At 44.0% G+C, this 1,395-nt stretch carries 1 pseudogene; it reads left to right on the forward strand.

The features are described from left to right. A pseudogene (locus A3739_RS27835) lies at positions 1-1,395 on the forward strand (exodeoxyribonuclease V subunit gamma); the annotation flags it as partial.

The following is a 1,395-nucleotide window of genomic DNA, read 5'->3' on the forward strand; positions in this document are numbered from 1 at the left end:
TCATGCATTAAGTTTCGAGCAGCCACTTTTAGAGTCTTTGATTAAAGTGCTTAGTTTTGATCAATCACGACTTGGCGTTGATGAGTTCTTAGAGTTAATGAGCGTCGAAGCCGTGCGTTCGCGCTTTGAGATGGATGATGCTCAATTAGAATGCTTGCAGCATTTGGTAGGTTCCTTAAATGTGCGTTGGGGTTTGTCTGAAAAACATAGAGATCAAGTGTCTGGTGGTGAGCAAACAGGTAGCAATAATACTTGGTTGCAAGGTATTCAGCGTGCGCTCAAATCATATCTCCTAGGTGATATGCCCGCGTTGAAAGTAGAGCAAGACTTTGTCCCGATTTCGCTAAGAACACGTGAGTCGCAAGACTTAGTGGGCATGCTAGCAAGTATTATTGATTTGATTGAAGACTGTATGTCAGTGCTTTCTGGGAAACAGCCAACGATGATATGGATAAATCGAGTTCAAGCTATTTGGCAACAATGGTTTGATTTGAATATCGTAGACGAGTCAGTACAGCGCTTAATCGATCGCGCCTTAGATAGCTGCCGCGAGCAAGTCATGTTGACCCAATTTGATCAGACTATTCCGTTCTCGATTATTCGCGGAATCCTTCAAACTGAACTTGATAAAGAGAAAGTGAGTCAGCGTTTTCTGGCTGGGCGCATGAACTTCTGCAACTTGATGCCAATGCGTACTGTTCCGTTTCGTTTGGTGTGTTTGCTCGGTATGAATGAGGGTGAATATCCGCGGCATGATTTAAATCAAAGCTTCGACTTAATTGCGCAATATCCTAAACGTCGTGGAGATCGATCTCGCCGTTTTGATGATCGCTATATGTTTTTAGAGGCCATATTGGCTGCGCAAGATCGTTTGTATATTTCGTATCAGGGCAAGCATGCGAAAGATAATAGCGAACGCTTCCCATCGGTTTTGGTAAGTGAATTACAGGATGCACTTGTACGTACGTTTACAGATGGTTCAGAACAAAGTGAAGAGCAATTTTTAAACGCCTTGAGCCTTGAGCATCGGCTTCAACCTTTCCATCGTTCGTATTTTGAAAGTACTTCGGAGACACCCAGCTTCTCTAATCTTTGGCGATCGTTGTACCTTGAATCTGCTGACCAAATTGCTCCGATTATCTTGGATGAGGCGGCCGAACAAATTGATATGTTTAGCACGCCACAAACCAGTGATGTGAACGTTGATGCGTCACCAGAACCTAGTGCTTCGAGATTTATTGCGCAAATAAAAGACGCAGGCCACTGCACTTTACGCGATTGGGAACAAGCTTTTGCAAGCCCTTTACTGCATTACTATCGTACACAGTTAGGCCTTACAAAGACGTACGCTGAGGAGGTGGTGGAAGCAATCGAGCCCTTTGATTTGTTTGGCTT

This window comes from Oleiphilus sp. HI0067, from assembly GCF_001635735.1.